Here is a 26,871-nt window from a genome sequence, read left to right on the forward strand (position 1 = left end):
CCTTGATCATTCCAATAATCTGTTCGTCTGAAAATCTGCGTTTCATGGTCCATCCTTTTCTTGGACGGATTACTAACACCTCGATGGCCTGATTTCAGGGGGTTGGGTCAAGGCGTTTGCCAGAAAACCTTTCGTTCGTACTACATACTTACAAGAGGCTAGATCATCCTCCAGATACGCTCAAACTCTCAGAGACCGTGGCAATTCCGTCCAATTGAAGTCGATCTGTAGGCGCGTGAACAAGGGTGGTGAAGAACAGCCCTACGCCAATCACAAGAACGCATATTGCACCTGCAAGACGCGCACCTTTAGCGAAGCGTTGTCGCGTTGGCTGATCAGATGCGAAGCGGCGTTCTGCCCAACCACGGCCCCAGAGCGCAGCGACCCCCAGCGCGGACATGGCGACCGCCATACCGGCCGAGATCGCGACCACCATCAGAGTAGCCGGCCAGATCAGGTCATTCGCAAGGCCGAACAGCATCACGATCAATGCTCCGGTGCACGGGACGACACCCACGGCAGCCGCGACCCAGCCGCCTACCGCACGCGCCTCGTGCCCATTGCAGGCTGCGCAGGCACTGTGGGCGTGATCGGCATGATGATGGTCGTGCTTGTGCTGAACGGCTTCGGGCGTTTGCTGCCGCATGGCGCGAATGGCCTGCCAGAGCATCACGGCACCGATGGCGACAATCAGCGAATAGCTGAGAAGGCGGATCATCCTGTAATCGGAGGGGGCAGCTCCTGTCGCTTGCCGCACGGCGAGATCGAGAAGGAAGACGACCACGATCGCCGATGCGACGTGAAAGGCGGCGATGCGCGCGCCCATGTTGAGCCCGCGTCGGAGACTGCCACCTGTCCCCACAAAGTAAGAGATCACGACCGCCTTGCCGTGGCCTGGTCCCAGCGTGTGAAGTGCCCCGTATCCGAAGGCCAAAAGCACGGCCAAGAGAATTGCTTGTGCCGACCCCTCCTTGCCGATTTCTGACATTCCCGATGTGAAGAGCGTGTTTACCCAGATTTGCGCTCTGATGAGGGCCGGAACACCGGACGCGGAGGCCGCAACGATTTCACCCGGCTGGCCGGTTAGTGCTGCACCGTCCAGGCCGTATGAGGCGGGGATCTGCCGGCTTCCATCGATCAGAAACAGCGCATGCTCTGCGGGTCGATGGCGCAATGTCCCTTCCAACCGGACCGCTTCGAACCGCCGTTTCAGCTCCAGTCCCTCGGGGAAGGCGACGTGAATAATCTGATTGGGCGGCGGAGGTGGCGTGTGTATGCAGGCACCGACCCAGGACACGAGCAGGAATTCGACAACGCGCTCGCCTTCCCACACCAGCGGCAGAACGAAACCGTCGAGAAGGACCTGTTGATCGAGGAAGGTCGACGTCACGCCGGTCGCTTCTTCGCGGCGCCGTTTCATTACGACCAGTCTTTGATCGAGGAGATAATCCGGGTCGAGGCCAGCAGCTTCGAGCCTGCCGCGGGCCGCTCTTGCAGCGTCCGGCAGACCGAGCGAGCCACTCCCGGCGGTCTCGGCTTTCTGGGAAATCAAGATATCTCGCAAGTCTTTTTTCTGTTCCAGCGTCATATCGAGGAAGGGGTCATCGAACGGCTCAACGGTGGGAGCGAGCGCATCCCAACTCGCGAACTGCGAATTCGCGCCGTCAGACGCTGCGGCGGCGACGGATTGGATGGCGATGACTAAGATGGCTAGAAGGCCACGCAGCCGCAGAAGTGACTGAACCATGCTGAACTTCCTACAAGTCGTTTTTGTAAATGGTCCCGCCCTTCATAATCAGGTCGAGCGCGGTTTCATGGTCTTCGAGGATGGAAATGTCCTCGAGCGGATTTCCGTCGATCAGCAACAGGTCTGCATGCGCACCTTCGACGAGCCGACCAACGATGCCGGGATAGGGACTGCGGTCACCAGAGAGCTGAAGCAGCTCACCGGAGTTTGCGGTCGCTTGGGTCAGGATCTCGGCAGGCGTGAACCAGTCAAGACGGGCCGCAAACTCCTTGTTCTGATCGGCGCACGCTTGTGGGTTCACAACGACGTCAGTGCCGAAAGCGATCTTAATCCCGTACTTTTTGGCCAGTGTGAACATGCTGTCGAGCCCGGCCTCAACCATCCGCCCTTTGGCGAGGCGCACGGGCCCGAGGTCAGGCGAAAAGGTGCGGTAGACAAGTACCTGCGGGCTCAGCCAGATATCATTCTCGGCCATCATCTGGGCGATTTCCTCGTTGATGAGGTTGCCGTGTTCAATGGAACGGACGCCCGCCTCGATGGCCTGCTTGATGCCATCGACAGTATAGACATGTGCCGTCACGTAGGTGCCGAAGCCGTCTGCTACCTCGACCGCCGCTTCTATTTCCTCTTTGATGAACTGCCGCCCATCAATCGGGTCGAACTCAGTTCCGACACCGCCGGCGAGGTGCATCTTGATCTGGCTTGCGCCACGCTTGAGGTTCTCCCGCGCGGCAGCGAGCACATCGTCGCGCCCATTTACGATCCTGCTGTAGCCCAGTCGTTCGAGGTTGTTTTCCGGTCCACCGAATTCGCGCGGGTTCATGAAGCGGGGATTAGCATCACCATGTCCGCCGAATTGAGAAATCGCCCGAAGCGATGGCCATACGCGCGGCCCGGCAATCTCGCCGCGGTCAGCGGCCAGCTTGGCGCCCCATGACGCGCCGCCCACGTCCCGCAGGCTCGTGAAGCCGCGCATGAGGGCATCCTCCGCGGCGCCCGCCGCCTTGATCCCGATGTAATCCAGATCCGGAGCGTAGGATCCGGCCATGTCCGCCACCGGCACCGTGCAGAGGCTGAGATGGTAGTGCATGTCGATGAAGCCTGGCGTCATGACGCGCCCCTCAGCGTCAATGACCGTGGCCCCCTCGGGCGTATCGAGTCCGGCCCCGATGGCGGCGATCATGCCGTCCTGGATCAGAACGTCCTGCCCCTCGATCAGGTCGGGACTAAGCCCGTCGAAGATACGCGCCCCTGTGATGAGAGTGCCGGCATCGGTGTTGTCCTGAGCTCCTGCCGGGCCGAACACGGCCAGCATGACAAGGGTTGTGGCAACGAAATTCTTTACAGACATACGGGCCTCCGCTGTGCGATGCAGGTTAGTCCGACGTCAGCGCCGAACTGTGAATTACAGGTTCAGTTCACTTCGGACTGAACGGTGACTTTCAGGCCGGGCCGAAGAAGATGCTCCGGATTCGGAAACTCGCCCCAAACCGTGATTTTCTGCGTCTCTTCCTCGAACGTGTAGCCACCCGAAACAAGCTTGCCCCGGTACGGGTATTCCTCGCCATCCGGCAGGGTGAGCGAGAGCACGACCCCTTCGATCAAGGCTTCGTCCGAGGCGAACATCTTCTGCCGCGCCGCGTACACATCGTAAGGCACCTCACCCACAACCTGGATCGGATCGAGTTGCGTAATGATAGCCATGGTGATGTCCCCGTCGCCGACATCCTGCCAGCCGTTTTCACGCACCATTGATGCACTCATCACTCCCGTGAAGGGTGCTTTCTGTGTCATCTGCATCACGCCAAGTTTTGCAAGACCAACATTCGCCTCGGCCTGTGCGACGTTGGCAAAGGCGATATCACGAAGTGCTTCGGCCTTCTCCAGGTCGACAGCAGAAACCACATCCCGATCCGCAAGAGTCTCAGCGCGTTTGACGTCTGCTATCGCCTCAAGCAATTGCGCGCGCGCGGCAACGAGCTGCGCTTGGGCAAGTTGCAACCGGTACTCCGCAGGCGGCTTTGCGAACTCGAACAGGATGTCGCCTTCCTCGACCATTTGGCCGGGTGCGAAGGTAATTTCCCGCAACCATGCGCTGACGATTGGCGTGATCTCGGCTTCACGTGCCGGAACAACGGTACCCTCGAATTCTGCAACCTCGAGTATGTTTTCTTGCGCGGGGGCCATGTTTGGAAATGCCATCACAAGCGAACTCACGAATGCGATCATTTGCATTGAGCAAAGTCGCGCCCACTCGCTCCGCGAAATACTGCCTTTTGCGTCGGCACTGCCGGATATCTTCATAACGTTTCGCCCCTTTTGAACAGCCCAAGTGTCGCGACCACATTCAGAATTGTTCCGCAACCATTGATCAAAACAGCAATTAGAAACGCAGAAACACTCGCATAGTTCTCCAATCCACTTTGAAAATACCGAAGGATATTCCCGGCTACCCCGCCGCCCCCGAAGAGGATGAGCGCCGGGATCATTCCGATCCGGTACCAGCCGATATGGCCCGAGCGGCCGAGCCAGAGAATGCCCAGATAGACGATGAACATAGCGATTGAGGGACCGATGGCCGCCGCGCTGAGCGCCTTGCCGGTGGTCTCGCTACGGATCAGGTTGACGACGAGATAGGTGAGCGAGGCCGCCGCGAAAATCGACTGAAGCAACAGCAGACGGTTTAACGACAGCATCGGTCCGACCGCCTCACTCGATCTCGTTTTTATAGATAACACCATCTTTCATGATGAGATCGAAATTTTCATGCGGATCGGCGATCAGATCAATGTCCTCAAGCGGATTGCCATCGACAAGGATCAGATCGGCGTAGGCACCTTCCGCGATGACCCCCAAGGGGCCAGCCGGATAGGGGTGGCGCGGGCCTGCGAGTTCCAGCAGTTCCGCATTGTTCGACGTGGCCTGCTTCAGAACTTCGTAAGGCGTGTACCACCTTTGAAGTTTCGCCAGAAACGCGCCCTGACGCTCAGCGAGAGCGGGATCGAACAGGATGTCGGTGCCAAAGGCCACCTTGACCCCTACTTCTTTCGCGGTCTTGTAAGTGAAGTCGGTGCCGTTCGTGACATCGATCCATTTCTGCTGGCTCACGGGGTCATCGAAAGTAAAGCCATCCTCGTCATCGAGCAGCGGCTGCACCGACAGCCAGACATCGTTGTCGCGCATCAATTCCATCGTCTCGCGGCTCATGAGAAAGCCATGCTCGATGGTTTTCACGCCGGCCTCGACCGAGATACGTACAGCTTCGTCCGTAAAGGTGTGAGAGGCGACGTAGGTGTTGTAGGTGTCGGCGACTTCGACGAAAGCCTCGATTTCGGCTCGCGTGTACTGCCTGACGTCGAGAGGGTCATAGGTGGACGACACCCCGCCCCCTGTAGAAATCTTGAGCTGCGTCGCTCCCATACGCATGATTTCGCGGGCGCGCTTGGTCACCTCTGGCACCCCGTCCGCCATCGCCATGACGCCAACGCTGAACCAGTACCACTGGGAGTCCGCAGGATTGGTCGGCACCGCCTGGTAGGGGCGGTAGTCGAAATGGCCGCCTGTCTGCGTCACGGGCGGCCCCGATGGCAGGATGCGCGGGCCTTTCAACTCCCCCCGATCGATCATCCGCTTGATCGCGAAGGAGTTGCCGCCGACGTCACGCGTGGTCGTGAAACCACGCATCAACGTCTTTTCCGCACCTTGTGCGCCGCGGATGGCGATTTCGAGCACGTCGCCAGTCACCACGACACTTTGCGGGTTGCAGCAGTATAGCGTGTGCCAATGAACGTCGATCAGCCCGGGGATCAGCGTGCGCCCGCCGCCGTCAATCACGCGGCCGCCTGCCACCGCGAGATCTTCGGCCGACACAGCAGTAATCAGATTGTCGGTCACGACCACATTGGCGTTTTCGATGAGCGCCTCGTTGACGCCGTCGAAAACATTCACGTTGGTAATTAAAATGGGACCATCCGCATCTTGCGCGCAGACTGCAGAAGCGCCTATTGCAAAAATGGCAAGGGCAAAGCTATTAAATTTCATCACGGTCTCCTATCGGCTGCCGTGAAGCCTATTGCTTTTTTCAATTATTGTGTGGTCACAAAGTTATGCAGAAATTAAAAAAAACCGAAATTATTCTGAAGGAACCGACGTACTTTCGTTTCTCAAGCACACTCAGCGTATTGATGAACGAGGGGCTTCTGCAAGGTCAGATCGTGCAGTATTCGCCAAGCGAGGGCGTCGATCAGGTGATGGGGTTCAAATCGGACCGCGTCGGGCTCGTCCATACACGTTTTCCGCATGAAGCTTGCATACGCACCGAGCAACCCCGAGGCTATGTCACTTTTACGCTACCGGTCACGGATGCAAGTGATTGGAAATTGAACGGTGCCTCCGGCGGCAAACGGACTTTATTCCTGAATTTCGGCTGGGACGAAACGGAGCTTTTTGCCCCGAGCCGCAATCTCTTTGCGGGCAGCGTGGACACCGACTTGCTACTTAAAGTCATGGCGGCTCTTGTAGGATACAACCCCGATGAGACTGATATCCCCAAAGGGCCGATATCGCTTGAGCCACATACATTCGGCAACCTGATATCGGCGCTTGCAAACGCTGTTTACGGATCAACGAACTTTGACGACCCGGAAGCTGTAGAGCAGACCGTGGCCATCGCTTTGGCTACCGCCTTAATCGGCGAGGGAACGACGCATACGCCGCAAAACATTCGTTCCTATGAAACATTTCGTACCGCGCAGCAGTATCTGATGCAAAACCAAGACACCACGGTTAGCCTGCACGATCTATGCGGTTTATGCGGGGTCAGCGCACCAACATTAAATGCAGCTTTTTATCAAGTAACCGGTCTTTCTCCAGCAAGATACACTAGGCACTTGAGCTTATCGCGTGTTCACAATGAACTGTCCTTAGCCCGCGAAGAAAAACTGACTGTGAAGATGGCTGCCCGACGAGCGGGATTTTCTGAACTCGGTCGCTTCAGTGGGTTTTACAAACGGGTATACGGAGAACTGCCGTCGCAGATACTGGTGCGCTAGTGCTCCCCTTGATTGGCACAGATCTTCGATCATGTCTTCGTCTCCAACATAGATGAATTCCGGCAAAGAACGTCGACTTTCATGCGACCGCCTTTATATGAACCGGTCCTTATCGCCGGTAGCAAGTAGCGAATTTTTCGTTTTTAGAAGCAAACGCCACAAGACAGGCGAAGTTATCTACGAGACTGGTTTCAAACCGTTGCTGAATGTCAGCTAAGCAATTGCCTTCGGAAATTGATGCTATCCGCAGCATTCAGTAGTTTGGGCTCACAGTCAGATTTCGCCGCTTGCGGCGCGAACCACTGCTCTTGAGATGTCAACGACCGCGGAATGCACGATACGACACAAGATCAACGGCTTGCTAGAATTTGTCGATGGCTGGTTCCGTTGCAACTGCAACTTGAGACTTTCTGCAAGGGCATTCGGCGGCACTGAGCCCAAATTGTCGATTGCTGCGGAGTAGTGTTAATGTCTGCATACGATGCTCTGGAATCCGAAATGACCAAACACCCCAGTCAAGCGAACGATGAAAGGCCCGCCATTCTCTGTGTTGCAGGCTTTGGTGACAATGCGAGCATGTTTGAAAGTATGGCTGACACCCACCTCGCCAACAGCTATCGTTTGCTACCTATTAATCTTCCGGGATTTGGCGCTCAGCCTCTGGCAAAGAAAACAACTCTCGAAGCACTTGCGCAAACCGTCGCCGACGAGGCGAACAAGCACGGAGCCGAAATCATTGTTGCTCATTCGGTTGCTTCAATCATAGCTTCGCTGGCTGTCAAAAGGGCAAGCTGTCCTTTGACAACCATCATTTCATTGGAAGGTAATATCACTGCCGAGGATGCTTATTTTTCTGGAACTGCTGCCGACTACAGTGATCCGTTTGCGTTTCGTGAGGCGTTTCTTGAGCGGCTTGATGAAATGGCGAAAACGGCACCAATCATTCGACGGTATCGTAGTGAAGTATCGAAGGCCGATACTCTGGCGCTGTGGCAACTCGGGACAGACGCGCGACATTTTTCAGCAGACTGCGTGCCCGGCGAGCTTTTGCAGAACGCGGCAAATGTGATTTATCTCTACAATCCTGACAACTGTCCGTACAGCACCGTCCGTTGGCTGGAAGAAAACAAGATGGATCGGATCGTTCTCGAAAAGGCCACACACTGGGCGAGCGTTGATCAACCCGAAAGGCTTGCAGAAATGATCGCTGAGGCACTCCACCGATAGACGAATACAGCCGTTCACAATTGGATAGATGAAAGCTGGCTTTGTAATGGTTTTCCGCAAGAACCGGGTCGCGGTGTCGGGGTCACGTAAGCTAATCCGTTAGGTGACAGTTAGTGACGGAACCAGAAGACATGACAAATCGCCCCATGCCAGCAATGGATTTTACAGCAAGCGTCATGCTGCTTCTGCTCGCGGCTGTTTGGGGCGGGTCGTTCTTCTTCGGCGAGGTTGCACTAACTGAAGTGCCACCGCTGACAATAACGTTGCATAGGGTGATCTGGGCAGTCCCTATTCTGGCACTCATCGTCCTATTCAAAGGATTGAGTGTTCCACGTGCCCCTCAGGTATGGGGAGCTTATCTCGTTATGGGAGCGCTCAACAATGCCATCCCATTTTCGTTGATCTTCTGGGGGCAAACGCAAATAGACAGCGGGTTGGCCTCAATCCTCAACGCAACAACAGCAATGTTTGCAGCGGTCGTGGCTGGCTTACTTCTGAAGGATGAGCCGCTGACTCCGAAGAAAATAGCAGGTGCTGCCCTAGGTATTATAGGGGTGGCCTTCATTATGGGGCCAAGCGCATTAACTGAGTTTAATCCTAGCAATCTGGCACAGCTGGCTATCCTTGGGGCGACGCTCTCTTATGCTTTTGCTGGGGTCTGGGGCAGAACAGCTCTTTCGGGCCAACCACCACTTGTAAATGCACTTGGTATGCTGATCGGCAGCACAGTGCTTATGATCCCTATTGTTCTTGTGATGGATGGCCCTCCAAGCTTCGCTCTGTCTGCTGGTGTATGGGCAGCGCTTATTGGGATGGCCGCTCTATCAACAGCGCTGGCCTATGTACTTTATTTCGCAATCCTTGCGCGCGCCGGAGCCGCCAATCTTCTTTTGGTTACGCTGCTGATCCCACCGTTCGCTATCGGTCTTGGTGTCACGTTTCTAGGTGAAAAGATGGAGCCGGAAGCTTGGGTCGGGTTTGCCATCATTGCTCTTGGCTTTGCTGTAACCGACGGTCGGCTTTTTTCCCGCTTTGCCAGGCACAAGCCCCAAAAAGTAGAATGAGGCGCTTTCTGGAATACTTTTTACAAGCACATTAAGGAGTGACGATCCCCGTCGTCACCAACAGGCCCGGCCAAGCGTCGGGTCTATTTTTGAGTAGCGGACATTCAGCGAAGACAAACGAATGGCGGCAAAGTCCCGCGTCTTTCTTGTCTGACTTGGCTGCGGCGAAAGCACAGTATGGGTTCGGGCAAGATCCGCGCTGCTGAACGACTGCTTCGGTGACATGCGCTGCACGGCAACAGAAGGTGCGCCGCGACTGCAAAGTTATGCTGCGTCAGCGAGGGTTGAAAATCCAAAGTCGGGTTTGTCCGCAACCTGTGAGTTTGTGCAGCGCCAAAATTTGCACTTGCAGCGAATGACCGGAATGCGGGCGCGGTCGCAGTGTCTCGACCAACCGGTGAAAGGCAGCTATGGGCCGCCCGTGTAGGCGGCCCAGAGATGTTAGATTTCAATGGCTTCAGCAATGGCCAAAGCATCCTCAAGTTCAACACCAAGATATCTGACCGTACTGTCCATCTTTGTGTGCCCCAATAGAAGCTGAACGGCGCGAAGATTGCCAGTCTTCTTGTAGATCTGAGTGACTTTCGTGCGCCGCATCGAATGCGTGCCATATGCACTAGCTTCCAGTCCGATCGACGTGACCCAGTGCCGAACAATCCGCGCATACTGTCGTGTCGATATGTGAAGTCGCTCATGAAAACGGCCTGGCCAAAGAAACTCTGATCCGACCATCAGTTCGTCTTCCATCCATTTCTCGACGGATGCGCGGGTGCCTTCCGATATCTCAAACCTGACTGGTTTCTGCGTCTTGCTCTGCAGCACTGAGGCGCGTTCCTTGATCTGGCCAGACGCCATCACATCCACAACTTTCATCTTCACAAGGTCGCACCCGCGAAGCTTGCTGTCGATTGCCATATTGAACAGAGCTAGATCACGATATTTCTCTGCCAATTCAAGCCGCACCCGGATTGCCCAGACATGCTTAGGTTTCAGTGGCCGCTTCTGACCGACGATGCGGCCCTTGTTCCAGGCTGGCCGAAGTGCGCGAATGGCAGGTAAGTTTGGTGTATCCATAACTGATCCTCCTTTCCGCCATTCCCGCCCACAACGACAACCCGACGTTGACGAAAGAGGATATCACAGGATGCCGCGTTGTCGCCGAGATCGGCTGCGAGTCCTACTTCCCAAATGCTGCAAAGTGAAACTCTTTTAGGTACGCCAAAATTAGACCTTGGTCACTGTGAGACGTGCTTATCATCGCAGATTTCACTGGGCGAAGTTACGAACATGTTGCGGGTAACAGCGTCACAGACGGAGTACATGCACCGAACACTGAGCATGGCGAACAACGAGAGCAGCCGTGGAACCCAAAAAGAACTCTTTCATCCCAGGTTTATGTGAAGCGAGGACGATACAGTCGATGCCATGTTTGTTGGCGTATTCGGTGATTGCGCGACCAGCCGATTGGCTCTCGAGCAAGATAGACGACACGTCGGTCTCACTTGTTAGACGCTCGGCCAAGCGCGCCTTTGCTTTTTGGAGAGATTTTTCTGCGATCCCTTCATCCATATAGTACATTATCTGTCTATTTGGGGGCTCATGGATATGTGCGGCAGTGATTTTTCCACCTTCGGATACAAGGGCATGTGCCGCCGCAAGCGCGTGTTCACTGATGCCATGCTCCAGAGACAGTGCGACTAGTATATTTTTGTACATTTTAAACCTCCGTATTTAGGTTTTCAGTTTTCTTCTGCGAACTGGCCTCTCCCACTTCATCTTTAGGAGGGCGCTCAGGCACCCCAGCCGTAAGGTTGGGGTGCGTGCTATTTCGTCTTGGGCTTTTGCTCTTTCTTGCCACTACCGGCTGAGCAGGAGCTCAGGCAGGAACAGGGCCAACTCTGGTACGAAAGTTGTCAACATAAGCGTCGGAAGCCAGGCAAAGACTATGAAGATCAAAGTCGGCCATAACATGCGCGAAACCGGCTCATCACAGACCTGAGCACCAAGGTAAAGCAGCGGCGCAGTTGGTGGGGTGATGTTCGCCATACCAAGGTTCACGCCAATCACAGCCGCAAAGTGGATCGGATCCATACCAGTGCTCTGCGCGATGGGCAGCAAGATCGGCGTCGCCAGAAGCAGACCCGAAATATCGTCCATCAGCATTCCGATCAGGATCATCACGACGTTGATCATCAGAAGGATGACGACCGGATTGTCCGAAACGGAATAGACCAGATCTTTGGCCAACTGAGGTGCACCCTGCGAGATCAGGTTGTCCGACACGATCAGAACCATGAAGATCATGACCATGACCACACCAATCGTAACACCGGAATTCTGGATCGTCTGGGCCAGGGTTTTCCAGGTCAGGCCACGATAGAAGTAGATCGCGATTGGGATCGAGTAGACCACTGCGATACCGGCGGCTTCGGTCGGTGTCATGATACCACCATAGATACCGCCGAGGATGATCAACGGCATCATAAGCGCAGGTCCGGCCAGGCGCGCCTGAACTCCGAATGTCGGCAGGAACGGTTTAGGACGTTCCGTCAGGTTGATGTCGTCATACTTCCGCAGCATGAACTGATTAACGATTATCAATAGCGTGATCAGGATGATCGCCGGAATGACCGTGGACAAGAAGCACTTCAGTACGTGCTGCTGTGCAACCCAGCCATAAAGGATGTGAGACGAACTCGGTGGGATCAACAGACCCAAGGGGCTGGCCGCCACGATCAGAGCTGCCGATTGCCCACCCGGATAGTTGGCCTTTTTTAAGTGGGGCATCATGATGCCGCCGATACAGGTCAGCGTTGCATTGGCACTACCGGAAATGGACCCGAACACACCGCAGGCTAGTACCCCTGCAGCGCTCAATCCTCCTTTGATATGGCCAATGAACATTTCAGCCAGAGAGACAAGAGGGGCCGCGATTTTACCTTTCTCCATGATGCCTCCGGCGATCATGAAGAGTGGGATCGCCAGAAGTACGAGTGAGCGGATACCTGTAGAACCGGTGGGCAAGTAGCCGGTGATGGATTGATCTCCGACAAAGGCGATGAAAATCAATACAGATCCGAATGCCACATAAACGCTGACGCCCAACAGCAGCATAAAGCAGACAATTAGGAGACTTCCTCCGATGATCATTGGGTTTCTCCTTTTTGCATTTCTGATCTCAGGGGAAGCCCGAGCCCCTTGCGGATGTGTACGTACAAGTATGCCGCCGTGAACGTAGCCATGAGGCCAAAGGCAATCATGATCGCAATCCGCCAGGTCACAAACGGAATGCGCAGCACCGGGGTTGCGCGCAGCCGGGGGAATGAGAAGTCATCAAGCAGCGAGACATAGCAGGCGTACATGAGGAACAGGATCACCAACACCTCGACTGTCAGGACCACAAAGCCGCGCCACCAAATCAACCGAGGGTTTTGGATCACGATGCCAAGAATGTCCGCGTTGATGTGCAGGTTGCGGGCAGAGGCCAGAACAGCACCTGCAAAAAAGCCGATGATGCTGATACCCAAAAGCCATTCTTCGTAGGCAAAGAGATCACCGCCAAATCCATATCGGATGACAACAACGGCTCCAAACGTGAATGCCATCAGGAAACCGGCAAACATGACGATCTGCCTCATGACAAAAGCCACTGCTTTCAGCGGATACCCAATAATGATTGGCAACTCGTCAGTGATTTTTTGCGAGCTCTTCTTTTCTGCGCTTTCGACGACCAATGGGCGTTCAGCTTCAGAACTAGACATCTTTCTCCCTCCCTTAGTTGAGCCAAAGACCAAAAAAGGGCCAGCTGATTTGCTGGCCCTTCTTCTCGGTGTTTATTGCTGTTCTTTTGCTGCCAGCAGGCGGTCGATGATGTCCTGACCGACGTTTTGTGCCATCGCGGGCCAGACCGTTTCCTGAACATGAGCGGCCATCGCAGCTTGTTCTTCGTCGCTCAGGCGCAGGATGGTGTAGCCTTTGTCGAGCAATTTCTGGCCGAACACTTCGTCATTCTCACGGTTGTAGGCGAAGAAGTCTTCGGACGCCTTCGTCATCGCGGCTTGCAGCGCGGCGCGCTGTTCGTCGTTCAGCTTGTCGAGCGTCCGCTGCGACGCGTAGAAGGTTGTCAGCTCAGAGATCGAATTGTATTCGACAAAATGGGTGCCAACATCCGACTTGGCGAAGATCGAGTAAGTCGCGGTCTTCGTGCAGCAGATCGCCCCATCGACGATGCCGGCCTGAAGTGCCGGGAAGATGTCGCCCCATGCCATAGTGGTCGCCTGGTAACCCAGTTCTTCGACCATCGACTTCACAACGCTGGAAGACCAGACGCGAATGTTCATGCCCTTGTCGTCAAAGGTATTCCAGTTCTCGGGCTCTTGCGACGAAACGATGCCGATGAACCCTTCCGGATTCTGCGCCATGACGCGCACGCCATATTCGTCGGTGATCTCTTGCAGGATGGTGTTGAACTCGGAATCCATGTTCAGAAGCGTGCTTTCCATGTCATCCCAGCCGCCAAGCAGGAACGGCATTGACAGGAATTCCAGGCGTGGATCGGTATCGGCATAGATGAACGCCGATGCCAGGTCGATATTGCCGCGTGCAACATCTTCGAACAGCGCCTCACCAGAACCCAGCTGGTTTGCCGGAAAGACTTCGACCGTCAGGCCGACATCCGCGGCTGCAACATCCGCTGCGACCTGTTCCATCATCTTCGTGCCCTGATGATCAATCGGGAACACGCCAGCAAAACGCAGAGTCATGTCTTCCGCTGCAGCTACGGTTGAGAGTGTGGTTGCAGCAAGCAAAGCAGCGCCACCCATCGCGCCAAGGGCGCGGCGGTTAATCTTCGTAATCATAAAGGTTTCCTCCTCAGTGGTGTGTGTCCCATCGCATAGCGCGCGGCGGGACATTTCTTTGCTTCAGTTCAGCAAAGTTCAGGGGCGATGAACTTGTATCCAAGGTCATCGGCCACAGCCTTGTACGTCACCTTTCCGTGGGCCACGTTCAGGCCATTCATCAGGTGACGATTATCTGCCAGCGCCTGTTTCCAGCCATTGTTGGCAATGGCCAGAGCGTGCGGCAGCGTGACGTTGTTCAGTGCGTAGGTCGACGTTCGGGCGACTGCGCCCGGCATGTTGGCGACGCAGTAGTGAACAACATCGTCGACAACATATGTGGGCTCGGCGTGAGTGGTGGCTTTGGACGTTTCAAAGCAGCCGCCCTGGTCAATCGCTACGTCCACGACGACCGCACCGGGTTTCATTTTCGAGATCAAATCGCGCGTGACCAGCTTGGGTGCAGCAGCACCGGGGATCAGAACCGCGCCGACAACAAGATCGGCATTGGTGACTTCTTCCTCCAATGCGGCTTTGGTCGAATAGACGACTTTGGCGGACGCCTCGAAATGGTTCTCCAACTTCTCAAGGACTGCCGGATTGCGGTCCAGAATGGTCACGTCCGCATGCAAGCCAACGGCCATCTGAGCCGCGTTGAACCCAACGACGCCTCCACCGATGACCACAACTTTGCCGGGCTTCACACCGGGCACGCCGCCCAGCAATACGCCCAGACCGCCCTTTGCCTTTTCCAACGCGCTGGCACCGGCCTGGATCGACATGCGTCCGGCAACCTGGCTCATCGGTTTCAGCAGGGGCAGACCGCCATTGTCGTCGGTGACGGTTTCATAAGCGATGCAGACAGCGCCCGAGTCGACCAGATCTTTGGTCTGTTCCGGGTCGGGGGCCAGATGCAGATAGGTGTAAAGGATCTGACCTTCCCGCAGCATAGCGCGTTCAACGGCCTGAGGTTCCTTCACCTTCACAATCATCTCCGCATTGGCAAAGATATCCGCTGCGGTTTCGGCAATCTCCGCGCCAGCGGCACGATAGGCATCATCATCAGCCCCAATGCCTGTGCCGGCATTGGTCTCGACGATGACGTTGTGACCATGAGAAACCAGTTCGGCGACGCTTTCAGGGGTCAGGCCAACACGGTATTCGTGGTTCTTGATTTCCTTGGGAACACCAATGAACATATTTTTCACTCCTTGGAACGGATGATCATTTTGCGGTTGGCATGACGAACTCGGCACCTTCCGAGATGCTTTCGGGCCAGCGCTGCATGATGGATTTCTGCTTGGTGTAGAAACGAACGCCTTCTTCGCCATAGGCGTGCATGTCGCCGAACAGGCTTTTCTTCCAGCCGCCAAAGCCATGCCAGGCCATCGGAACCGGGATCGGAACATTGACCCCGACCATGCCGACCTGAACCTGCTTACCGAATTCGCGCGCGACGTTGCCGTCTCGGGTGAACAGTGACACGCCGTTTCCGAATTCGTGGTCGTTGATCAGTTGAAGACCTTCGGCAAAGTTCGAGACGCGGACGCAGGACAAGACGGGGCCAAAGATCTCTTCCTTGTAGATCTTCATGTCGGGGGTGACGTTGTCGAACAGGGTGCCGCCAAGGAAATAGCCTTCCTCGTGCCCTTCGACGGTATAGTCGCGGCCATCGACCAGCAGATCCGCACCTTCTTCGACGCCAGAGTCGATGTACCCTTTGATGCGGTCACGCGCGGCGGCGGTGACGATCGGGCCCATCTCGGCGTCCAGTTCGAGGCCGTTTTTGACCTTCAGGGTTTCGGCGCGTTCTTTCAGGACAGGCATCAGCTTGTCGGCGGCATCGCCGACCAGCAGGGCAACCGAGATCGCCATGCAGCGCTCTCCGGCCGAGCCATAGGCCGCGCCGATCAGCGCATCCGCAGCCTTGTTCATATCGGCATCCGGCATCACCAGCATGTGGTTCTTCGCACCACCCAGCGCCTGAACGCGTTTGCCGTGCCGCGCACCCACTTCGTAGATGTAGTTCGCAATCGGGGTCGAACCGACAAAAGACACGGCCTTGACGTCGTCATTTTCCAGCAACGCATCCACGGCGACCTTGTCACCCTGTACGACGTTGAACACGCCATCGGGGAAGCCAGCCTTCTGCATCAGATCCGCATACAGCAGCGCCGCGGACGGATCGGTCGGGGATGGCTTCAGGATAAAGGTATTGCCTGCGGCGATGGCGATCGGGAACATCCACATCGGCACCATGACCGGGAAGTTGAAGGGAGTAATTCCGGCCACAACGCCCAACGCCTGACGCGTTGTCCAGTTGTCCATGCCAGTGGAAACCTGCTCCGTGTAATCGCCCTTGAGGAGTTGCGGAATGCCGCAGGCAAACTCGATGATATCAATACCGCGCTCAACCTCGCCTTGGGCGTCGGTGAACACCTTGCCATGCTCTACAGTGATAGCGCGGGCAAGTTCGTCTTTGTGCTCGCGTACCAGCGCCAGAAAGTTGTTCATCAGGCGGGCACGGCGGATCGGAGGCGTGTTCGACCACTTCGGGAACGCTGCTTTTGCCGCAGCCACCGCGTCGTCGACGGTCTGTACCGTCGCCAGCGACACCTCACCGGTTTGCGCACCGGTTGCGGGATTGAAAACCGGCTGAGTATTCTCACCGGATGGAGCAGTGATTTGGCCATTAATGTAGTGGCCGATCAAAGCGATCGGGGATGCATCTTTCATGATGTCAGTCCTTTTTGGGGTTAGAAGTCAGGGGTTATGGCAGATCCGCCAATACCTCTCCAAGTGTTTGACAAAGTGTCGTTATTTCGGGCTCCGAGATGATCAGCGGTGGAGACAGGGCGATGATGTCGCCGGTGACCCGGATCATTATTCCGGCGTCCCAGGCTCGCTTCATGGCGTCATAGCCCCGTGCCCCTGGCGCACCTTCTCGTGGTGCAAGCTCGACCGCGCCAACTAATCCCAGGTTGCGGACATCGATGACGTTCGGCAGACCTTTGAGGCTGTGAAGTTGATCCTCCCAGGGCTGCGACAGCAATGCGGCGCGGCGGAACAAATCATTCTGCTTGTAGCTTTCCAAAGTCGCCAGCGCTGCGGCACAGGACACCGGATTGGCCGAGTAGGTGTAGCCATGGAACAGCTCGATCGGCGCATCGGCATTTTCCATCGCCGAGTCATAGATCTTGTCGGATACGATGACCGCACCCATCGGAATAACACCGTTGGTCAGGCCTTTTGCAGTTGTGATGATGTCCGGCTTTACGTCGAAATACTCCGAAGCAGTCGCGGCCCCCAAACGACCAAATGCGGTGATGACCTCATCGAAAATCAGCAGAATGCCATGGCGGTCGCAAATCTCACGCAGTCGCTTTAGGTATCCTCTCGGCGGCAGGAGAACACCGGTCGAACCGGCCATTGGTTCGACGATCACAGCCGCAATGGTCGAGGCGTCATGCAAAGCAACCAATCGCTCCAGATCGTCTGCTAGCTCTGCCCCGTGTTGAGGGCAACCGCAGGAGAATGCGTTTTTGTCCAGATCATGCGTGTGACGCAGGTGATCAACGCCGGTCAGAAGCGTGCCGAAATGCATGCGGTTCTTGACGATGCCGCCAACCGAGATGCCCCCAAACCCTGTGCCATGATACCCGCGCTCACGTCCGATCAAGCGGGTGCGAGTTCCGTCACCACGCATCCGGTGGTAATGCAGCGCGATCTTGAGCGCAGTATCGACGGACTCTGAGCCAGAGTTGGTGAAGAAGGCGTGGTTCATTCCCTCAGGCATCATCGCTGTCAGCTTTGCCGACAACTCAAACGCCTGAGGGTGGGAGAACTGGAAGTTCGGTGCGTAATCCAACTCGTGCACCTGTTTTTGCACGGCTTCTACGATCAGTGGATCCCGGTGACCCGCGTTGACGCACCACAGCCCGGCGGTACCATCCATGACCTTCCGGCCATCAGAACTGGTGTAATACATCCCCTCGGCCGCTTGGATCATTCGGGGCTCGCGAAGGAAATCACGATTGGCCGAAAACGGCATCCAGAACGATGACATTGTATTGGGTTGATCGAGCACGTCCATTCCTCGCGAAGCAGATTTTCATTTGATGACAAATCCTTGCAGAGTTTAGACCTTCCGCACATCCAGTTTTATCTTAATCTGTAAGTTATTGAAAAAAATCGTTGCGCCCCTAGAATGCTTTCGATCTAAAGCAAGAAAGCACTAGAGTAACGGTTTTGTCATCAGATCTCGAAACAGCCCGTCGTCTAAAGTTGATTCGGACGACCAAAGGCCTCAGTCAACGTGAAATGGCCAAACGCGCGGGAGTGGGTAGCGGGACGATTTCTCAAATCGAAAGCGGTTCGACTCAACCATCTGTGGCGTTGCTAAAGAAGATCCTTGCCTCGGTAGACGTCAATTTGGGCTTCTTCTTCAGTTTTGAATTGCAAAACGAGGAGTCGTTTTTTTACCCGCACGAAAGAATGCGCGACTTGGGATCACCTGGAGTCTCCTATTTGCTTGTCGCAGGAGAGCGCCGAGACAGAAAACTCCAGATGCTCATAGAAGAGTACGATGTCGGTGCTGACTCGGGTCGATCTGAACTGTCGCACGAAGGAGAGGAATGTGCGGTTGTGATAGAGGGCCGTCTTGAAGTGACGGTAGATGGGCAGTCCAGGGTTCTGGGCCCCGGGGACGCATACTACTTCTCAAGCATATTGCCACACAGGTTTCGGAATGCCGGTGATACGCCATGCAAAGTGATCAGCGCCTGCACTCCCTCGTCGTTCTGACTAAATGAAAGAGCTCTTCTGTGAGTGCTTCAATATTTCGCGGGATAGTCAAATTCGATAACCAACTCAGAATGAAGAAATGAAATCGACATTCACGATCAGGAGCCAATTGTCGCCTTTCTCACGCGATCCTCAACGGCGGTCCATCTAGATTTCGCGCTTGCAGCGAATGGCCGGAATGCGGGCTGCACCCGCAGAAAATCGGTGCCGTGCTGAATGTCGGTTAAGGGCCGACTTCATCGTCGTGATCTAAGCTCTCCAATGAGATGCTGCGGTTGTTCTGATGACGGCAGTGAGCCCACTTCTACCGATGCTGCGCGTTGCTCGAACGTCAGCTTTGCGTTGAGCATTCTAGGTGCGTTGTCAGGCTCATAGATTAAATCCAGAAACTGGTTCTAATGGTTCTGACCCACTGGAGTCCCAGTACTAGCTGCCATTTCGAAAGCGTTGCAGTGTCTGCGGATAATTCGATGGAAAACTCCAGACAGCTTCGCCCGGAGCACGCACAAGCCCGCGCGCTTGAGGATCTCGGTCTGTAAGCAGAGAAATGAACAGGTCACTGCTGGCCCAGGGCGAAGACCGAAAGTACCAATGCCCGTTTCCTGTATCGGCTGCTTCGGCCTCGGTCACATCGATGATATGTAGGGTTTTCATCTCAGACAGTCGGCGCTGGAACAGAGACCCATTTATTGCTTCATCGGAAACCTGACCCAGACGGTCGCGGCCGAAGACCAACCGTGACATCGCCAGCGCTGAATCGGTCTGCGATTGATAGAGTGTCACACCTATAACGGCATCCAGAAGGCCGTCTTCAATTGATTGCAAGAAATAGCTTCGATCAAGATCGCTGCTGATCAGGATCAACTGCCCCAGCCGCGGCTTTGGCCCAGGCCGCAAAGCAATCTGATAGGCGGCTTCAAATGCGAGCCTTGAGCCTGCGCTGTATCCTATAAGGTGAATGCGCCGGGCGTTGGTGTTTGCCGACAAGTATTCGACAAGAGAACGCAAATTGCGGCGCGTCGCCAATGCAGATTCCTGATCCCGAAAATACGCCAAGCGATTGGGTGTAGCGGGCCAGTTGTAGCTGATGAAGGCGCCCTGATAGCCCAGAAAGTGTTGCAACTCTTTGGAGACAAGGGTCGAGTAATCAAAATCGACATTGTAGCCATGGACATAGATGAAAATGTCTTTGTTGCGAGAGGCTGCAAGGTGATCGTCAATCCATTGGGCAAACCGAAGTCCGGCTGCCTTCATCTCCTTTTGCGAAGGTGGATCGTTCATGTAGCGCGTGACACTGAACGGCATGACACCAATCTCTTGTACGTCAGACAAGCTGAGCGTGTAGTCCTTAGCGCGGTCGCGCGTCATGGTAACGTGGCGAAGCTTTTTCAACGTCGCCAATGGGGGGTTGCTTTGCACTTCGGCAATGCCGGTACGCAGAATGTGACCGCGCTCATTGTTGTAATAGGCTTGTGGGTCGCCGGGAACCGCGGGCAGCCGATCTGTAGCGTAGAATAGCTGCGAACGCTGCACGAAATTGTCTTCCGTGATGTCCTTGTAAGGGTCAAAAGCAGCCTCGGCATAGACCGTTGGGGAGGGCATCAGTTCAATTTCGTCATAGATGTTTGGCCCGCAGGCAGCGAGGACACAGAACGAACACACGGTTGCCGCAGGCAAAGCTCTGGCAATCAGTCGCCTCGTCGTTCCTTTTCTGAATTGCCTTTGTCCGACTGTTCGCATCCGGCTGCAATTGTCGGTCCCAAGCATGTCGGCACCGCTGCTCGCGCCTTGGCGCAACTTCGATACTACAGACCTGTTTGTGTTCGGCATGGCCGCCTTTCGCATAATGCCCTTACTCAGAAGCTGTAGGTCACACCCAACACGGGTCCGAATTGTGAGAGCTTGAACCTGCTGTCAACTTCACCTTTGTCGACCATGATGTAGCGATAACCTGCGCGCAAATTCCACTTTGGAGCGATCGCATAACCTACCGTTGCCAAAAACTGTGCGGTTTCGCGATCTGAGCGAAATCCACCATAGTCGGCCAAGGCAACGGCCGACCATCGGTCATTGATCTGATACCGGATACGGGCCGCAATCAGAGGGTCTATCCAATCGTCGCTGGCACTGGAACTTGGTGCCGGGGTGGGGCCGCCGACCAGAGTGATCGTGCTGCTCGTCTCAAACCAGCGAAACCCGCCACCGAGATCGACGGCCAGGTTTTGGTCTTGATAGGCCGTGTAAGCGGCATATCCACTTAAAAACTGCGTCTTCAGACTGGTTTCAGCGCCACTGAACACCGGGCCGGGAGTGTCATTGTCAAAGGACAGGTCTGTGCGCATGTAGTCCGCGATCAGCGACCACCGGCCACTTCGCGCTTCAAGTGTACCCATGAATGCCAGATCAAGGTTTTCAACCGCTTCACTGAAGCTGAGTTCCGACTCCAGCGATCCAATGGTTGTCTTGGTGTCCGCCGCGTAGATGTAGAAGCTGCCGGAAAAACTCCAGTCGGAGTCCTGTGCCACTGCTGTTGATCCGCCGGGCAGCATCGTCGCCGCAACCAGAAAACTGCTTGCGATACACCGTATTTTTAAGCACGCCATGGCCCGCTCCCCCCTTTGCCTATCCCGAGTTCGAGGCGCGGCAAAAGATGGGCCGCGCCGTTGTCCTGTTACGTTTCACAATCGCATTCGACCGGGTCGAGTATCGGAACAGATGCCTTAACGCTATTCATTTCACGGGCGCGAAACTCTGACGGTGTTTGACCCGTCCATTTCTTGAAGGCCCGTGTCATGGCCGTCGCGTCAGAGTATCCCAAATGATCAGCGATATCGCCCACCGACAATTCAGACTTGGAAAGCAGATGTTTCGCCTGGTCACATTTGGCTTCGATGACGATGCGCGACAGTGATGTCCCATAGACAGCAAGCCGTCGGTTGAGAACCGCGCCTCGAAAACCGCATGCCTTGGCGAGCGCCGTAGCCGACAAGTCCGTGCGCCCGACCCTTGAGTTGGCAACGCTTTGGATCGAACTCAACAAGTCTGTAGGTACAGGGTTTTTTTCGTCCTGAGTGGTCAACACGTACTCGGTCGCGGTTCGGTTAACCAGTTCAAACAAAAGCCAGGCACTTGGGAAGCGGATGGAATACCCGTCTGAGCCCGCACCTACCGCCCGGATACCGTAGAAGTAAGACGGGAGCAGATCAGGACGGTTCACACGCACAAGAACCTTATTTGCTTCCCAACGCTGACCTGCGGTTTCATGCAGCAACATAGCCCATCGGCTGATCTGAAACGCATCCATATAGGCGGGCGAACAGCATGGCGTGAACCTGCGTTTGGCGGACAGCACGGCGAACTCTCCAGAGACATCGAGTGTCATGGTGACCGCGTTTGTGTTGTTTCCCGCATGAACGCAAAACCTGGCAATGAAATCGGCCAGCGACTTTGCTACGCGAAAGGCCTGTCCGAATGGGGATGCAACGGTCGGATCTGAAGTTTGACCAACAAGTGCGGGAAAGTCTGGGGATGTCTTTTGTGCGACGGCTTCAAACACGGCATAGACAGTGTCGTGCGGAATGAAACAACTCGGAGCGTTCAATTCCGAGAAGGATAGATCGAATTCCGCTAGGAGACTTTCTACAGATTGACCGGATTCTTGAAACGCAAGCAAAAGCGGCACGATAACCCGCCCGCGTGTAAGCGGCGGTGTTCTGTGTTGAGCATGTGCGTCATGCCCTGTCATCATAGCTCCTTAAGACCCCGCAATTGAAAGGTCGGGCACGTCAAGCATAGACCAGCGCGGCTCTGTGTCCCTGACCTGCGTCAAAGCGGAAGTCACTTTTTGAGGTAAAAAAGTCAGGTGCCCGCTGGTAGGGGCTCAATCGAATTGAACCACGCTACCCGCAGAGAGTGCGCTCTAAGAGATTGACATCACCACACGAATAATAGGACCGCCGTCGGGTCAATATGCAAAGAGAGTTTCTAGTTGTTGGCCGAAACGCTATCGCTACCTGTCATTTTTAACCAGTTTTCGGAAGCGGTCGCTCCAATCTGTCAGGGCATACATTCGAACTTTGTGGTTTGTTGGAGAGAGATGGCCAAGGCTCCAATTGTAGCATTTTAAAAAACAACAAAATGAGAGGCTTGAGAATGCGCTTTTGATCAGGTGCCGGGACCATCAAGCAATGCATTTCTGTAATTGGCTAGTGGAGCGGGCAAACTATGAATCTCACGCACAAACGCTGGAAACTTGCTGCTTTAGCTGTCCTGATTGGAAGCACAGCGACCGCTCAGAGCTTTGATACCACGGTCGATGCACTTGCTGAGACATACGAAGTGCCCATTACCATAAACAACTTTGTTCGGGCTGCTACAGACAATGAACTGAAGACATACAATGGCCTGGCCGGAGGCGTAAATCAGTTCTTTCACTTCAAAGAACCCACCCCCATCGACAATCAGCCCACCATTCGGATGAATCGCGACACACTCTACAGCGTTGCGGTTATTGATATCAGCCAAGGCGCAACCTTGACTCTGCCCGATGTGGGCGACCGATACATGACGACGATGGTGGTCAATCAGGATCATTTCATCAATGAAGTGTTCGACGGTGGCGGTGTGTTCCAGCTTGACATGGGTACATTCCATACCCCCTACGTACTTGTTTTCATGAGAATACTGGTGGATGCCGAGAGCCCCAAGGATGTTGCGGCGGTCAATGCAATTCAGGACGGGTTCACCATTGATGCTGCCTCCGCAACGCCCTTCGAAATGCCCAATTACGACGCGGAGAGCTTTGAGGCGCTGCGCCAAGCCGCAATTGAGCTGGGCAGGTTCGCCACAGACAGCGTCCGGACTTTTGGTAAGGCAGATCATGTAGACCCATTACGCCATTTCCTTGGCACAGCAGTCGGCTTTGGTGGGCTGCCAGAAGACGAGGCCTTTTATCTTAATATCGAGCCCGGCCTGCCGCTTGGGGAATACAAAATCCAGGTCCCGGCGGATGTGCCAGTGAACGCATTCTGGTCCGTGAGCCTTTATAATGCAGACGGGTTTTTTGAACTCAATTCCCTCGACACGTATGTGGTCAACTCGGTCTCAGGCACCAAGAATGACGATGGCAGTGTGACCGTGCACTTCGGCGGTTGCAACGACGGACGTGTGAACTGTCTCCCGATCATGGATGGCTGGAATTATGCCGTGCGCCTTTATCAGCCGGGCCCAGAGGTCATCGACGGAAGCTGGGTCTTCCCCTCCGTAGAACCCGCAAACTGAACAACAGGATGCTTACGATGAAAAAGCTTCTTCTGACAGTCGCGCTTACACTCCCGACAGGCGTTTGGGCCGAAGACATGGTCGATGTGACCGTCGACACCCTTGTGCGCGCCGAGACAGATCACATGTTTCGGACCAACATGGCCAATCTCGGCCTCGCTGTTGGCGAATTGGGGCATATGCGCGAAGCCACCACACCGGATAACCAGCCCGTCATCCGCATGAACCAGGACACGCTCTACTCCTGCGTTCTGCTGGATTTGAGCGAACCCGTCGAAGTGACACTGCCTAAAGCGGATGGCCGCTATATCTCGATGCATGTCATCAATCAGGACCACTTCATGTATGCCGAGGCAGAGCCCGGCACGTATCAAATCACACAGGAAGACCTTGGTACGCGCTTTGGTTTCATCGCGTTTCGCACGTTCGTCGATGTGACTGACCCGGATGATATTGCCGCCGCGCAAGCGGCACAGGATGGAATTGTCGTCAGCGGCGGTGGAACGGGCCCGTTTGACGCGCCCAACTGGAACACCGAACAACTTGCCACTGCGCGTCAGGCGATAAACGATTTATCCTTGCTGGGCACCGATTCAGCCCGCGCCTTTGGCAGAACAAAGGACGAGATTGATCCGGTTCAGTTTCTGGTCGGTGCGTTCTCGGGTTGGGGCGGTCTTCCGCCTGAGGCCGCGATCTATCTGTTGGACGCGGTCGATCAGAATGACGGCGAAACACCGCATGCGGTAACCGTCAAGGATGTGCCGGTTCGGGCGTTCTGGTCGGTGACTGTTTATAACGGTGACGGCTTTCTGGAAGCCAATGATCTGGGCGTAAACAGCTACAACGGTTACACAGCCGAAGCAGCAGAAGACGGCTCGGTCACGTTGCATTTCGGTGGGTGCGACGATGGCCGCGTGAACTGTCTGCCGATCACTTCGGGCTGGAACTATGCGATCCGCCTTTATGAGCCGGAGGATGCAATCCTGAACGGCAATTGGACCTTCCCGAAGTTGGAGCCGATCAACTAGGCCACTCGCCCAACCTGCATTTCAAAAGGAGTACACGGCTATGCGTCGATCCCATACTCTTATGGGGCTGCTTTTTGCAGCCAGTGCCGGAACCACAACCGTTGCAGACGAGGCATCCGATCTGGCCCAGGAACTGGCCAACCCGCTTGCGGCAATCGTCTCGGTTCCGTTTCAATTGAACCATGATGAAAATCTGGGCGTCTCTGATCAGGGCTCGCGCACCACGCTGAACTTTCAACCAGTCGTGCCCTTTCAACTGAACGATGACCTTAACCTGATCACCCGAACTATCATTCCTTACATCTGGCAGGAAGACGTTGTGCCGGGCACACGCCAGGAGGGGTTCGGAGATATCCTTTTCTCTGCGTGGTTCTCGCCAATCGGAACCGGGGACATAACGTGGGGCGTGGGTCCCGTTGTGCGCTTTCCAACCTTTAGCGACGTATCGAGTGATACATGGGCTGCTGGGATCACCGGCATTGCACTGCGACAGACCGGTCCGTGGACCTATGGTGCGCTGGCCAATCATCTGTGGGATCTAGAAAGCAACCCCGACACCCCCACGAATGTGAGTTTTGTCCAGCCCTTTCTTGCTTATTCCACCGAAGGCGCGTGGACCTATTCGCTGCAAAGCGAAAGCGCCTATGACTGGGAAACTGATGCCTGGGCTGTGCCTATAAACGCTTCGGTCTCCAAGCTGGTCCAATGGGGGGCGCTGCCGGTCAATCTGCAAGCGGGGGCGGGCTATTGGCTCGAAGCGCCCGAAGTGGGTGCCGAAGGCGTTCGCTTGCGTTTGCAGGCTCAAGTCGTCTTGCCCAGAGGGCGCTGACGTTTGGCTGAAGAACTTTTTATGAAACGTCGAAAATAGGGAGGTCTTGATGGCCGATCAGATGCAACGCAATGCGCAAGCGCATGTCGAGCTTGACCCTGACCATTAGGATCTGATTGTCAGAAGCTGCAATCGGCTCATTCGACACGCCGTTCGGGTGATGTCTTTGTTCATGGTCGTTGTGATCGGATTTGCCGTCATCGACGCCGGTTACTCGTTCTACATCAAGCTTGTAAGTCCACCGGCCCTGATTCTTGACGTCAGTGTTCTGTTGGAGGTTTTTGCGGCCGCGCTTGTTGCGCTGATCGCTATCGAGATTTACACGAATGTCACGCTCTACCTGACGGCCGATGTCATACATGTGAAGCTGTTAGTTGCAACTGCCCTGATGGCCGTTGCCAGAAAGGTCATTACACTCGATACGACGGACCTGGAGCCGCTTTATTTCGTTGGGTATTCTGGACTCGGTCTGGCGTTTGGTGTCACGTATTGGTTGCTGTGGCGTGGCAAGTAGATATTTCAAAGGACGCCTGTATCGACGCTGGCATAAGCGAGATCGCCGACATTAGTGTTTTTTTGAAGCCGCAATCGCCTCCTTATTCAGCCAAAGAAGAAACGCTCGAAAATCTTAAAGAAATCCGGAAGCAGACCTTGGCACCTGCCCGGTGAAAGTTCCCTTTGTCCGCAACCTGTAGATCCGGGTTCTCTTCCTCGCTGCGACATACATGAACGGCCGGTTTTCACGCCGCGCAGCCGCGCCGAAAATGATGCAGGCGCGGCGATTTTCCTGCTGCGAGCGCGCGCAGCGAGATTTTGACACTTCCGCTCAGGGCTCGTTCCAGACCTCGAATGCGGCGCAGCATCCTGTGATATGTTGCCTCGGTCAACGTCGGGTTGTCGTTGTGGGAGGGCATGGCGGATCGGAGGATCAGTCATGGAAACACCAAACTTACCTGCCATTCGTGCGCTTCGTCCCGCCTGGAACAAAGGACGTATTGTTGGTC

At 55.2% G+C, this 26,871-nt stretch carries 24 protein-coding genes; 8 read left to right on the plus strand and 16 right to left on the minus strand.

Going from position 1 to position 26,871, the window contains the following annotated elements:
* Positions 1 to 163: 163 nt before the first annotated feature.
* The 5 genes from ACR0AP_RS19705 to ACR0AP_RS19725 all read right to left on the minus strand — a co-directional run bounded on the left by ACR0AP_RS19705 (position 164) and on the right by ACR0AP_RS19725 (position 5,788).
* Positions 164 to 1,747: a HoxN/HupN/NixA family nickel/cobalt transporter gene (locus ACR0AP_RS19705; protein ID WP_480508832.1), complete on the minus strand. Its 1,584-nt coding sequence runs from the start codon at positions 1,745 to 1,747 to the stop codon at positions 164 to 166.
* A gap of 10 nt (positions 1,748 to 1,757) precedes the next feature.
* Positions 1,758 to 3,098, minus strand: coding sequence for a metal-dependent hydrolase family protein (locus ACR0AP_RS19710; protein ID WP_480508834.1), 1,341 nt, complete (start codon positions 3,096 to 3,098; stop codon positions 1,758 to 1,760).
* 62 nt (positions 3,099 to 3,160) lie between these two features.
* Complete coding sequence (locus ACR0AP_RS19715) at positions 3,161 to 3,949, minus strand: efflux RND transporter periplasmic adaptor subunit (protein WP_480508836.1); 789 nt, start codon at positions 3,947 to 3,949, stop codon at positions 3,161 to 3,163.
* 98 nt (positions 3,950 to 4,047) lie between these two features.
* On the minus strand, positions 4,048 to 4,443 hold the full coding sequence (locus ACR0AP_RS19720) for a hypothetical protein (RefSeq protein ID WP_480493912.1): 396 nt from the start codon (positions 4,441 to 4,443) through the stop codon (positions 4,048 to 4,050).
* A gap of 13 nt (positions 4,444 to 4,456) precedes the next feature.
* On the minus strand, positions 4,457 to 5,788 hold the full coding sequence (locus ACR0AP_RS19725) for a metal-dependent hydrolase family protein (RefSeq protein WP_480493913.1): 1,332 nt from the start codon (positions 5,786 to 5,788) through the stop codon (positions 4,457 to 4,459).
* 65 nt (positions 5,789 to 5,853) lie between these two features.
* Between ACR0AP_RS19725 and ACR0AP_RS19730 the strand changes: the two genes are divergently transcribed.
* The 3 genes from ACR0AP_RS19730 to ACR0AP_RS19740 all read left to right on the plus strand — a co-directional run bounded on the left by ACR0AP_RS19730 (position 5,854) and on the right by ACR0AP_RS19740 (position 9,089).
* Positions 5,854 to 6,798, plus strand: coding sequence for a helix-turn-helix domain-containing protein (locus ACR0AP_RS19730; RefSeq protein ID WP_480508838.1), 945 nt, complete (start codon positions 5,854 to 5,856; stop codon positions 6,796 to 6,798).
* Positions 6,799 to 7,266: 468 nt separating this feature from the next.
* Complete coding sequence (locus ACR0AP_RS19735) at positions 7,267 to 8,025, plus strand: alpha/beta fold hydrolase (protein ID WP_480508840.1); 759 nt, start codon at positions 7,267 to 7,269, stop codon at positions 8,023 to 8,025.
* A gap of 113 nt (positions 8,026 to 8,138) precedes the next feature.
* A complete protein-coding gene (locus ACR0AP_RS19740; protein WP_480473196.1) occupies positions 8,139 to 9,089 on the plus strand; it encodes a DMT family transporter in 951 nt (316 codons plus the stop codon).
* A gap of 441 nt (positions 9,090 to 9,530) precedes the next feature.
* On the opposite strand, the gene ACR0AP_RS19745 is transcribed toward ACR0AP_RS19740, so the two are convergent.
* The 8 genes from ACR0AP_RS19745 to aptA form a co-directional block, all read right to left on the minus strand.
* On the minus strand, positions 9,531 to 10,163 hold the full coding sequence (locus tag ACR0AP_RS19745; RefSeq protein WP_480508842.1) for a tyrosine-type recombinase/integrase: 633 nt from the start codon (positions 10,161 to 10,163) through the stop codon (positions 9,531 to 9,533).
* A 231-nt stretch (positions 10,164 to 10,394) separates the two neighbouring features.
* Positions 10,395 to 10,805, minus strand: coding sequence for a universal stress protein (locus ACR0AP_RS19750; RefSeq protein ID WP_171176310.1), 411 nt, complete (start codon positions 10,803 to 10,805; stop codon positions 10,395 to 10,397).
* Positions 10,806 to 10,946: 141 nt separating this feature from the next.
* The gene (locus ACR0AP_RS19755; RefSeq protein WP_480508844.1) at positions 10,947 to 12,239 is read right to left on the minus strand and encodes a TRAP transporter large permease; all 1,293 of its coding nucleotides are present in this window, start codon (positions 12,237 to 12,239) and stop codon (positions 10,947 to 10,949) included.
* A complete protein-coding gene (locus tag ACR0AP_RS19760; protein ID WP_480508846.1) occupies positions 12,236 to 12,883 on the minus strand; it encodes a TRAP transporter small permease in 648 nt (215 codons plus the stop codon). Before ACR0AP_RS19760 ends, ACR0AP_RS19755 begins: the two co-directional genes overlap by 4 nt.
* Before the next feature lie 39 nt (positions 12,884 to 12,922).
* Positions 12,923 to 13,912 (minus strand): TRAP transporter substrate-binding protein DctP, encoded by a 990-nt coding sequence (gene dctP / locus ACR0AP_RS19765; RefSeq protein ID WP_480508861.1) that lies wholly within the window; start codon positions 13,910 to 13,912, stop codon positions 12,923 to 12,925.
* 104 nt (positions 13,913 to 14,016) lie between these two features.
* On the minus strand, positions 14,017 to 15,126 hold the full coding sequence (gene ald / locus ACR0AP_RS19770; protein WP_480508848.1) for an alanine dehydrogenase: 1,110 nt from the start codon (positions 15,124 to 15,126) through the stop codon (positions 14,017 to 14,019).
* Between the two features lie 25 nt (positions 15,127 to 15,151).
* On the minus strand, positions 15,152 to 16,663 hold the full coding sequence (locus tag ACR0AP_RS19775) for a CoA-acylating methylmalonate-semialdehyde dehydrogenase (RefSeq protein WP_480508850.1): 1,512 nt from the start codon (positions 16,661 to 16,663) through the stop codon (positions 15,152 to 15,154).
* Positions 16,664 to 16,697: 34 nt separating this feature from the next.
* Positions 16,698 to 18,020 carry an omega-aminotransferase AptA gene (gene aptA / locus ACR0AP_RS19780; RefSeq protein ID WP_480508852.1) on the minus strand — a complete coding sequence of 441 codons (1,323 nt, stop codon included), beginning with the start codon at positions 18,018 to 18,020 and terminating at the stop codon, positions 16,698 to 16,700.
* A gap of 155 nt (positions 18,021 to 18,175) precedes the next feature.
* Between aptA and ACR0AP_RS19785 the strand changes: the two genes are divergently transcribed.
* Positions 18,176 to 18,730 (plus strand): cupin domain-containing protein, encoded by a 555-nt coding sequence (locus tag ACR0AP_RS19785; protein WP_170417168.1) that lies wholly within the window; start codon positions 18,176 to 18,178, stop codon positions 18,728 to 18,730.
* A 426-nt stretch (positions 18,731 to 19,156) separates the two neighbouring features.
* Here ACR0AP_RS19785 and ACR0AP_RS19790 read toward each other — a convergent pair whose 3' ends face one another.
* The 3 genes from ACR0AP_RS19790 to ACR0AP_RS19800 all read right to left on the minus strand — a co-directional run bounded on the left by ACR0AP_RS19790 (position 19,157) and on the right by ACR0AP_RS19800 (position 22,478).
* Positions 19,157 to 20,332 (minus strand): alpha/beta hydrolase, encoded by a 1,176-nt coding sequence (locus ACR0AP_RS19790; RefSeq protein WP_170400931.1) that lies wholly within the window; start codon positions 20,330 to 20,332, stop codon positions 19,157 to 19,159.
* Positions 20,333 to 20,586: 254 nt separating this feature from the next.
* The gene (locus tag ACR0AP_RS19795; RefSeq protein ID WP_253282656.1) at positions 20,587 to 21,333 is read right to left on the minus strand and encodes an outer membrane protein; all 747 of its coding nucleotides are present in this window, start codon (positions 21,331 to 21,333) and stop codon (positions 20,587 to 20,589) included.
* A gap of 68 nt (positions 21,334 to 21,401) precedes the next feature.
* Positions 21,402 to 22,478, minus strand: coding sequence for an AraC family transcriptional regulator (locus ACR0AP_RS19800; RefSeq protein WP_480508855.1), 1,077 nt, complete (start codon positions 22,476 to 22,478; stop codon positions 21,402 to 21,404).
* A gap of 476 nt (positions 22,479 to 22,954) precedes the next feature.
* On the opposite strand from ACR0AP_RS19800, the gene ACR0AP_RS19805 reads away from it, so the two are divergent.
* The 4 genes from ACR0AP_RS19805 to ACR0AP_RS19820 all read left to right on the plus strand — a co-directional run bounded on the left by ACR0AP_RS19805 (position 22,955) and on the right by ACR0AP_RS19820 (position 26,381).
* Entirely contained in the window at positions 22,955 to 24,010 is a 1,056-nt protein-coding gene (locus tag ACR0AP_RS19805) for a DUF1214 domain-containing protein (protein ID WP_170431627.1), read from the plus strand.
* Between the two features lie 17 nt (positions 24,011 to 24,027).
* Positions 24,028 to 25,038 carry a DUF1254 domain-containing protein gene (locus ACR0AP_RS19810; protein WP_480508857.1) on the plus strand — a complete coding sequence of 337 codons (1,011 nt, stop codon included), beginning with the start codon at positions 24,028 to 24,030 and terminating at the stop codon, positions 25,036 to 25,038.
* 40 nt (positions 25,039 to 25,078) lie between these two features.
* The gene (locus tag ACR0AP_RS19815; protein WP_170400928.1) at positions 25,079 to 25,867 is read left to right on the plus strand and encodes a transporter; all 789 of its coding nucleotides are present in this window, start codon (positions 25,079 to 25,081) and stop codon (positions 25,865 to 25,867) included.
* A gap of 160 nt (positions 25,868 to 26,027) precedes the next feature.
* Entirely contained in the window at positions 26,028 to 26,381 is a 354-nt protein-coding gene (locus tag ACR0AP_RS19820) for a phosphate-starvation-inducible PsiE family protein (protein ID WP_480508859.1), read from the plus strand.
* Positions 26,382 to 26,871 lie beyond the last annotated feature (490 nt).

It is taken from the genome of Ruegeria sp. AF7, assembly GCF_056541885.1.